Below are 8,592 nucleotides of genomic sequence, written 5' to 3'. Positions count from 1 at the left end.
TCAGAGGCTATGCCGACGGCCGCGAGGCCAAGGCAGGGGTCGCAAGCTGGATCGCCTTCTACAACGATCGTCGCCTTCATCAGGCGCACGGCTATCGCACGCCGATGGCGGTCTGGCGCGAACGGATGCAGGCCGCGAAGGCTGTGGACATGGTGGACAACGCTGCCGCGTTGACCACATGCCCACAGCAACTGCAGCAGACAGCGTCTCTGGCTGCGTGATAGAAAGGGATCAGGAGCAGTCAGTTTCCAACTAACAAACCGGTTCAAGCGGTCCCGCTCCGCGGGTCCATTTCATCCTGCCTGGCGCGCGCCGACAGCTTGGTCGGATCGCGCCGCTTGGCCACATGGGCGGGGTAGGTCGAAGGGGCGATCGGCAAGACCCTGCAGATCGGCTCGACCCCATACGTCCCACGGTGATCGTCGATGAAGGCGATCATGGCTTGGACCGGCGGTCGAGCTCCGCCGTCGCAAAATAGGCGCTCGCCTTGCGCAGGATCTCATTGGCGTGCCGAAGCTCACGGTTCTTCCCGTTCCAGGGCCTTCAGCTTCTCAGCCATGTCGGTCGGAACGCCTGCCCGCTGTCGACCTCGGCCTTCTTGACCCAGTCATGCAGCGTCTGCGGCGTGCAGCCGATCTTGGCCGCAATCGAGGTCACCGCCGCCCAGCGGGACGGATGCTCGCTCGCGTGATCCAGAACCATCCGAACCGCACGGGCCCGGACCTCGGGTGAAAATCTGTTCGTCGTCTTGCTCGTCATGGCTCCATCCTCTAGGAGCTGGAGCCTCCGGCAAACCCGGGGCGGTTCAAGGCCACGCTCGGCCAAGCCTTGAAGGACCTTAGAAACCCGACTGCGGAGCTCGGGCAGTCTGCGCAGAAGCGAGCTACACGTCTGCGTGCGCTGAGTGCGTGGCTTAAAGAAAATGCCAGGGGGACCATAACCTGGCGTGTTAACGGCGCTGGCAAGGAGCAGTTAACGCTGGACAACGATGTGCTAACGTTCCAACGCAAGCCTCCGGTCGCGCGCTGCGGCCGGAGGTTTTTACTAGAACAGGACATGCTTTGAGGCTACTCACGTTTCGAAAGCGCACAAGCCGGTGTGTGCCGCACGTTAGCCAATCAGAAGATCGCCCGCACGGGCGCGTGTCGGCAAGGCTCCGTCACCAGAAACTCCTCGCGCTTGGCGGCGCTGTTTGTTGTTTACGCTCACCGGCCTCTTGGCTAAGCCCAAAAAAGGCCGCCGCAATCAGCCAAAGCGGAACTGTCCACCGCCATTACCTGAGAAACTGCCAACATTGCGGAGCCGAAGATGTCTGCTGCCCGCGTAGTGCGACGCAGCTCTCCTGGTGCGACACCACAGACGAGCGGTCTGCGAGGCCTGAAGGGCTGACAATGCGTGGAAAGATCATGATGGTTTGAGCACTGTCGGCGTAGATGAGCATTCACAGTGTGTTCGTTTCTCAGCCATGGATCCGTGCGCTCGGTATTCCGTATGTGGATGTCCGATTGCCGCCTCAATGTCGTAAATCCGACGGAGCTGCCGGGGCAATTCCGCACGAAATGCTGTAGGTGGGCATGTTCTTCTCGTCCAACGAGGCGCAGTCGAGATTTTGTGGCTGGCACGGCGATTGCTGATGAGCAGAGACCACCGGATGGGTGGGTGAAGATGGTCGCAGCCGGACTTTAGTGTTCCCACGAATGAGAGGTTTCAGCAGACGGCTTGCAAGACGCGCCATTGCGGGCCAAGCCGCTGCCCCATCCCAAGTCACACAAACGTGCTTCAGTAATGAAGCGACGCGCCCGGACCCGAGCAGAATTTACACGAGCGCCAACGTCAAGAACTTACACGAGCTCAAAGAGACTTCTATGGAAATGCTGGACCTCATCGGAATTGGCATCGGCCCATTTAACCTTAGCCTCGCAGCGCTTATTGAACCTACTCCGCTCCGCGCACTTTTCCTGGAGAAGCGAGACGCACTCTTTTGGCATCCAGGCCTTGCGCTGCCGAACAGTCGCCTACAGGTGTCGCCGCTCAAGGATTGCGTGACCCTGGTCGATCCTACTAGCCCATATTCATTCCTCAACTATTTGGCACTGCATGGTCGGCTCTACAGCTTTGTCAACAAGCGCAATGCTTCAACGTCCCGGCGGGAGTTCATTGAGTATTACCGGTGGGTCGCAGGGCGACTCAATACGCTCCGCTTCTCCGAGGAAGTCAAGGATGTTGTTCCTTTTAGGGATGGCTACCGCATCAGCACGAATACAACCACATACTTGGCGCGCGCCGTTGTTGTCGGCGTTGGCGTAGAGCCCAAGATCCCGGCCTGTGCCAGATCTTTGCTATGTGACACCGTCTACCATGCAGCCGACTATCTCGAGCGGCAGCTACCGTATGCAGCCGAGCATGTGCTCGTTGTGGGAGGCGGTCAGAGCGGGGCTGAGATCATCGAGGATATTCTTACTCGTTCTGTATCCACCCAGATCACGTGGGCAACGTCGCGTTCGAACTTGTTTGCCATCGACGACAACAGTTTCGTGAATGAGGCTTACACGCCCGCCTATAGCCGTCGCTTTCACGCTCTACCGCTTCAGCAACGCCGGAACATAGTCGAGGGCGAGATGCTTACGAGCGATGGTATTTCTGTCGATTTGTGCAACCGCCTATATGAAATGCTGTACGAACGCAGCCTGGATGGCACGCTGGCCGACCGATTTCGTGTGTTGTCCAGCGTAGTCGTGAAAGACGTCACGTCCCACAACAAGCGCTGGCGAGTAGATCTAAATGAGATCGCAACGCAGCGAAATAGCTGCATCCTCGTCGATCGTATAGTGCTTGCTACAGGCTTCCAGCCACGTACGCCGCCCTTCTTGCAGGCCCTCCTCGAAGGCGCGTGTATGGAAGACGGCCTGCCCGTACTCGGCCCGGACTACGCAGTCCGCTTCAGTCGGCACATGCCAGGACCAATATATCTACAAAATCAAAGCCGCGTGCAGCACGGATTGCAGAGCGCCAATCTATCTTTGGTCGCGTACCGCAACAGCCTGATTATTAATAGCCTCCTCGGCCGACCGTTCTATTTGAATACATCCGACAGGCAGATGATTGAGGTTTACGCACCTTCGGACACGTCTGAACGAGACGCCGGTGTGGTTGCGATGCCATCAACCCGACTGGGTAGCATATGAACGGCGGTTCGACCTCACCGCTGCGGGGCCGGATTGCGGATGGAACGGCTAAAGCCGCCGACCAGCTTTCAGGCACGCTCGACTACCGCGCCTTTGCACCATTTTTGATTGCCTCCATTATCATTGCAGCAGCTTACGGCACTAGCTTTCTATTGCCGGACTACATGCATGCGCTCGGAACGGATAGTGGAGCCGCGGGTCTTATTATTTCCAGCGGCATGGCTGCCACTCTCGTTTCCTGTTGCTTGGCAGGCTGGCTGGCAAAGCGGATAGGCCTATTGCCCACGTTGACTGTCGCCTCGCTATTTATGGCCTTAGCCATGCTGGCCTTTGCCGGCGCTGCCCTCGATAGGCGAGCGGCGTACGGTGGAGGATTACTGGTGGGCTCTTCTTGGTCAGTGTTCTTCATTCTGGCACCGCTGCAGATCATCCGCCATCTACGTCCCTCAGCACGTATTCAGTATTTGACTGTCTTATCCGGATCACAAATGGCTGGGCTCGGCCTAGCGGCTCCACTTGGTCACTTGCTTGCAAAATACACTGGTTCGCTGGCCACGATTTATGCGGTGCTTGCGATTGCGTGCGTGATCGCAGCCGCCTGCGTAGACCTTACAAGACGCGCGATGTCGAGGCTATCGGCAGTGCCGATGCCGGATGTCGAAATTACACTGGCCGCGACTACGACACTGCTTCAGAAGTGCACAGCACTCCCCATCGCCATGATTGCGATTTCAGCCTGCATGTTCGCGGGGCTGTCCACATATCAGAGCGCGTATTCCGCATCACGTCACTTGAATTCCGATCTGTTCTTTCTCGTTTTTACTGCTACGAGCGTGGTACTACGCTTCTCGGTCGCTCACCTCATGGGCAGCCTGCCGTTACAGCGACTGGCGCTCACGCTCATCCTACTGACCGCTGCGTCTCTGGTGTTGTTCCTTCTCAATGGTGGCAGCACCTCACTCTATATCGCGGCCACCGTCCTCTTTGCCGCCGGCTATGGGTTAAGTTATTCAACCTTGAACACGATAGCCGTCAATCTTGCCGGCGAGCACGGCGTCTCCGTGCCCACTACCTCGCAGATCTTTACGCTCGCATACTTCCTCGGGCTCTTCGGCTTTCCCCTGGTCGGAGGGCAGTTGGTCCGTGGATTCGGCCCTGACGTGATGTTGCTGAGCCTATTGAGCGCGACCGCTCTTAATGCGGTGCTAGCAAGCCGCCTGGGGTAAAGCACAACTGATCCGTCTCATCTTACGAAGGAGCTCACACATGCTGACTGAGGCACAACAATCGAAATGGCATAAGGATGGATATCTTCGATTGGAACAGTTCTTCGATCCAGCCACGCGCGACAAGATTTCTCGTTTCGTTGAGGAAGTCGCACGTTGGGATGTAAGCTCCGATAAGTGGATGTTGTGGTTCGAGAAGACGAGTGACAGCCGCAAGATTATCTCCAAGGCCGAGAACTTCTTAGACTACCATGCCCCTCTACGGGAGGCGCTCCTGGCCGATGGCCGCATTCGTACAGCGGTCGAGACACTCTTGAATGAGGAAACACGGATGTTGAAGGAACTTCTGATCTTCAAGTATCCGGACAGCGGCGGATACCGCCCACATCAGGACATCTATCATATCCCGCACAAGATACCCGAACGCATGGTGCACGCAATTGCATCCATTGCCGTGGACGACTCGGACCCGGGTAACGGTGGGCTTTTCTTCACGCCAGCTCGCCATAAGGAAGGAGTGTTTCCGATGGATGCCGGCGGCGTGATTCGCCCGGAGATCGCCGAAACCTTCACATGGGAGCCGGTGCACTTGAAGGCTGGCGATGCTTTCATTTTCGACGATTATGCGCCCCATTACTCACTGCCAAACAAGAGCGATCGGTCGCGTCGTGCGATTCACTTGGTGTTCCAGCGCGCATCCACTGGAGGTCCGACACGCACCGAATACAACCGCATGAAGCGCGCCTACAACCCACCAGAGGAAGCGGTGGCGGATCTTGAAAACCTGAAGATTCCCAATGGCATATTCTATCGCGACTGATAGCCACGTTTGAGGAAGACCAACGTGTACACGAAGCAGGCCGATCATTCTCTGATGCGAACCGAATACGGCGTTCTGGTCTGGCGCCTTTTGGAGCATCTCCCGGAGGGTCTCAGCCCAGCATTTGGCGCTTCAGTCGTGGAGCTCGCTCCAGGCGATGCGGTCGACCCGCACGATCATCAGGAGCACGAACTTTGGGTGCTGATCTCTGGTCGTGGAGAATTCGAAGTCGACGGTCAGGTCCGTGAGGTTAGCGAAACGACCTTGTGTTACATGTCGCCACATCAGACGCACACTATCCGTAATATCAGCCAAGACAGCGCTCTCAAGTTTATCTCGATTTGGTGGGATTGACGTGCGCACCTATTTTGTCTGTCCCGCGCCGCCTTGCCCTAACGGCAAACTACATCTGGGTCACATCGGCGGCGTGTATTTACTCGCTGATATTTTCGTCCGCTTTCAACGCATGACCGGCCATCGGGCCTACTACATCACTGGCTCAGACGAGCACGGCACATATACGCTCGAAACGGCACGAAAGCTCGGCCAATCCTTTAGCGAGGTCGCAGAACGATACATTCACCAGATCTTACAGTGTTTGCGCGCCGTGCAAATTACTCCCGATGTGTTCGTGCGCACATCTAGCGCGATTCACAAGGAAAATGCGCTAGCTATATTCCGCGAGCTGCAAGGGGCCGGCTACGTCGACGTACGGCAGGGCGTCCAACTGTATTGCGACCATTGCGATGAGCTCGTTACGGACTCGCTCGCAACTGGCCGTTGCCCGGCTTGCTCATCGCCTTGCGACAGCAATCTGTGTGAGAACTGCGGGCTGGCTCTTCAGCACGACACAATCCGTGACGCACGGCACGTCACCTGCGGCCGCGATCTTGTGCTAAGACCCATCACGCAGGCCGTGTTCGACATGCCACGTCTCGCTCGCCCACTGCACGAAGCCATTGGAGAAAGCACATGGCCCGAGCCGATACGCGCCAAGGCGCGCGCTTGGCTACACCGGGAGGTGCGCGGCTTGCCGATGACCCGCCATTTCAGGCACGGTGTGGAGGTAAAACAGCCTGACTCTCTGATCGGCCAAACGCTGCTTACATGGTTTGAGGGCCTCTGGTGCTTCGACACCGGAATTCGCGAGCAATGCGCCCGCGCCGGTCTGGACGCAAACGCGACGTTGCACGACCAGAACACCGAGCTTCTTTTCTTCATGGGGCAAGATAACCGCTTCTATTACACGCTAGGTGTGGCCGGCGCTCTGCTCGCGCGCGGCTACCCAATTCCCAAAAATCACTCCGTCCAGGATTTCTACAAGCTGGAAGGCGAAAAGTTTTCCACCAGTCGTGATCATGCTCTTTGGGCCGATGAAGTGGCGCGCGAGGTGGGGCCAAACGTACTCCGTTATGCACTGGCGCGAGTGGCCAAGCCGTTTGGAACCGACGCAAACGATTTTGACCTCGACGGGCTCATCTCGGCAGCCTCACGCATTCGGGTCTGGGAAGATGCGTTACGCCGGTATGCAGAAAACGCACGCACAGTAGAGAGCACCGAACTGTCCCCGAATTTCCGCCGCTTCGCTGAAGATTACGCCGATGCGGTCACCACACTGCGTTTCTGGGATGCGCTTGATATCATCGACAAGTACTTCGAGCTAGCTGGCTTTGCACATGCAGACGGTTGGACATGGAATGCTGCGCAGATCTCGCTGTTCCTGAGCCTACTCTATCCCGTAGTACCTGAGCTAGCGATGGGCTACGGCCAGCACTACTTTGGCGGTGCGTGGCGGCCGTCCCTCGAGACATCAGCCGTAGCAGCCCAGCCAAAGACGTCGGTGGACTTTCCCCGTTTCAGCGCGCCAATACCCGCAAACTTTGCCGCGGAGTACAATAAGCGCTTTTGCAAAGAACAGATTTGGCAATCATGAAGATCCGAATGACGAAGCCATGAATTCGCGCATCTCAAAACGCAGCGCTGTCGCTCAGGGCTTTGCGCCATTCAACTCCTCAACTGCGAAACATGGTATCAATTTCGGCCACGCGCTGGCCGACCCGGTGATGTTTGCAGAACTGCCGTGGCCAGGCGCGTTTGACGGAGGTACAGGTGTCGCTCCCGCCGATCTGCCGCAGTATACGGATGCGGCGGGTTTGCCCGAACTTCGTACAAAGCTCGCACTGAGGTACGGCGTGCGGCATAACCAAGTTATGCTTACGGGTGGTGCTTCACAGGCTTTACAATTGCTTGCCGATGGCTGGATTGACCCCGGTGACGTGGTCCTGACGGAGGACCCCTCCTACTTGGGCGCACTGCGTACGTTTTCGATCGCGGGTGCAACCGTGGTCCAGCTAGGTCTGGCCGCAGAGGGAGTGGATCTGAACGAAGTCGAGGCAATGCTGCAGACCAATGCCCGGGTGAAGCTTTTCTACACGATGCCAGCATTTCATAATCCAACCGGGCGCCAGATGTCGTGCGACTATGTGGCCAAGTTGGCGGGCCTGCTAGCCCGCAGTGGCGCTCTCTTGGTGCAGGATCTTGTCTATGCTGAGTTGCCCTATAACGGTCCAGTGCATTGGCTGGCGCCAGGCAACAACGTGATCAATGTCCATAGCATCTCAAAAGTTGCCGGACCGGGGCTACGGGTAGGCTGGGTGCTTGCGGAGGCCGACATCATCAACAGGCTTGCGCACCTCAAACCCGACGGCGGCGTAAGTCCGGTTTTGAGTAATGTCGTTTTGGGGTTGTTGCAATCGAGCGCTCTTGACGCGCACATAACACGCTTACGCGAGCACTACCAAGCGAAGCGAGACAGCGTGCATAGGTTGTTGCAGCGCAGCCGGATTTGCGAGCCGGAATATACGGTGCCAAGCGGGGGCTTCTCGTTCTGGGTACGGCTTACCGCGGGTACGGATCCGGAGATGTTTATTGAAGCTGCGAGCCGCGAGCACGACGTGCACCTTATAAATGGTCGCAACTATGGCCCACGAAGTGGCCGTCACGTGCGCCTGTGTTTCAGCTATCTTCCAATATCTCTCATTGAGCAGGGGCTGGAGCGCTTAGGTAATTTGCATGCTAACCTCTAGCAGTCTGCTGAAAAAGCCGTCGTCAGGGGCTGCGATTGATGATTCTATATCGATCATGGATCGTCGGGGGTTCGCATGCGGGGCGCTTTTTCGGATCAGGGCGGATTATTTTCGTACATTACGCCGGAGGCACGAGTTCCTGCGGACCATCCGCTCAGGAAGATCCGGCAGTTCGTCCGCGATGTGCTGACGGAGATGAATCGCGACTTGGGGAAGCTCTACGCGAGCGAAGGACGTCCCTCGACGCCTCCGGAGCAATTGCTGAGCGCGTTACT

At 57.4% G+C, this 8,592-nt stretch carries 7 protein-coding genes, 2 pseudogenes and 1 other annotated feature; of the genes and pseudogenes, 8 read left to right on the top strand and 1 reads right to left on the bottom strand.

Annotation, left to right across the window (positions count from 1 at the left end):
* Nucleotides 1-221: integrase core domain-containing protein (locus tag YY7_RS0148565; protein WP_028169267.1), on the top strand; the 221-nt coding region annotated here is incomplete at its 5' end.
* Nucleotides 222-295: 74 nt separating this feature from the next.
* Here YY7_RS0148565 and YY7_RS55945 read toward each other — a convergent pair.
* Nucleotides 296-759, bottom strand: a pseudogene (locus YY7_RS55945) (transposase); the annotation flags it as partial.
* Nucleotides 365-481: a sequence feature (AL1L pseudoknot), on the bottom strand. (Overlaps the previous pseudogene by 117 nt.)
* Before the next feature lie 1,106 nt (nucleotides 760-1,865).
* Between YY7_RS55945 and YY7_RS55940 the strand changes: the two are divergent.
* From YY7_RS55940 to YY7_RS62810, 7 genes and pseudogenes are all read left to right on the top strand, one after another.
* Nucleotides 1,866-3,185, top strand: coding sequence for a lysine N(6)-hydroxylase/L-ornithine N(5)-oxygenase family protein (locus YY7_RS55940; protein WP_155255674.1), 1,320 nt, complete (start codon nucleotides 1,866-1,868; stop codon nucleotides 3,183-3,185).
* Complete coding sequence (locus YY7_RS55935; RefSeq protein WP_051397365.1) at nucleotides 3,182-4,411, top strand: MFS transporter; 1,230 nt, start codon at nucleotides 3,182-3,184, stop codon at nucleotides 4,409-4,411. Before YY7_RS55940 ends, YY7_RS55935 begins: the two co-directional genes overlap by 4 nt.
* Nucleotides 4,412-4,451: 40 nt before the next feature.
* Nucleotides 4,452-5,231: a phytanoyl-CoA dioxygenase family protein gene (locus YY7_RS0148540; protein ID WP_028169266.1), complete on the top strand. Its 780-nt coding sequence runs from the start codon at nucleotides 4,452-4,454 to the stop codon at nucleotides 5,229-5,231.
* Between the two features lie 24 nt (nucleotides 5,232-5,255).
* A complete protein-coding gene (locus YY7_RS0148535; RefSeq protein WP_028169265.1) occupies nucleotides 5,256-5,585 on the top strand; it encodes a cupin domain-containing protein in 330 nt (109 codons plus the stop codon).
* Between the two features lies 1 nt (nucleotide 5,586).
* A complete protein-coding gene (locus YY7_RS0148530; RefSeq protein WP_028169264.1) occupies nucleotides 5,587-7,164 on the top strand; it encodes a class I tRNA ligase family protein in 1,578 nt (525 codons plus the stop codon).
* Nucleotides 7,165-7,183: 19 nt separating this feature from the next.
* Nucleotides 7,184-8,317 carry a PLP-dependent aminotransferase family protein gene (locus tag YY7_RS0148525; protein ID WP_028169263.1) on the top strand — a complete coding sequence of 378 codons (1,134 nt, stop codon included), beginning with the start codon at nucleotides 7,184-7,186 and terminating at the stop codon, nucleotides 8,315-8,317.
* Nucleotides 8,318-8,392: 75 nt separating this feature from the next.
* A pseudogene (locus tag YY7_RS62810) lies at nucleotides 8,393-8,592 on the top strand (IS5/IS1182 family transposase); the annotation flags it as partial.

The organism is Bradyrhizobium elkanii WSM2783, assembly GCF_000472865.1.
Classification (GTDB): Bacteria; Pseudomonadota; Alphaproteobacteria; order Rhizobiales; family Xanthobacteraceae; genus Bradyrhizobium; species Bradyrhizobium elkanii_A.
This window is presented reverse-complemented; position numbering and strand designations above follow the sequence as displayed.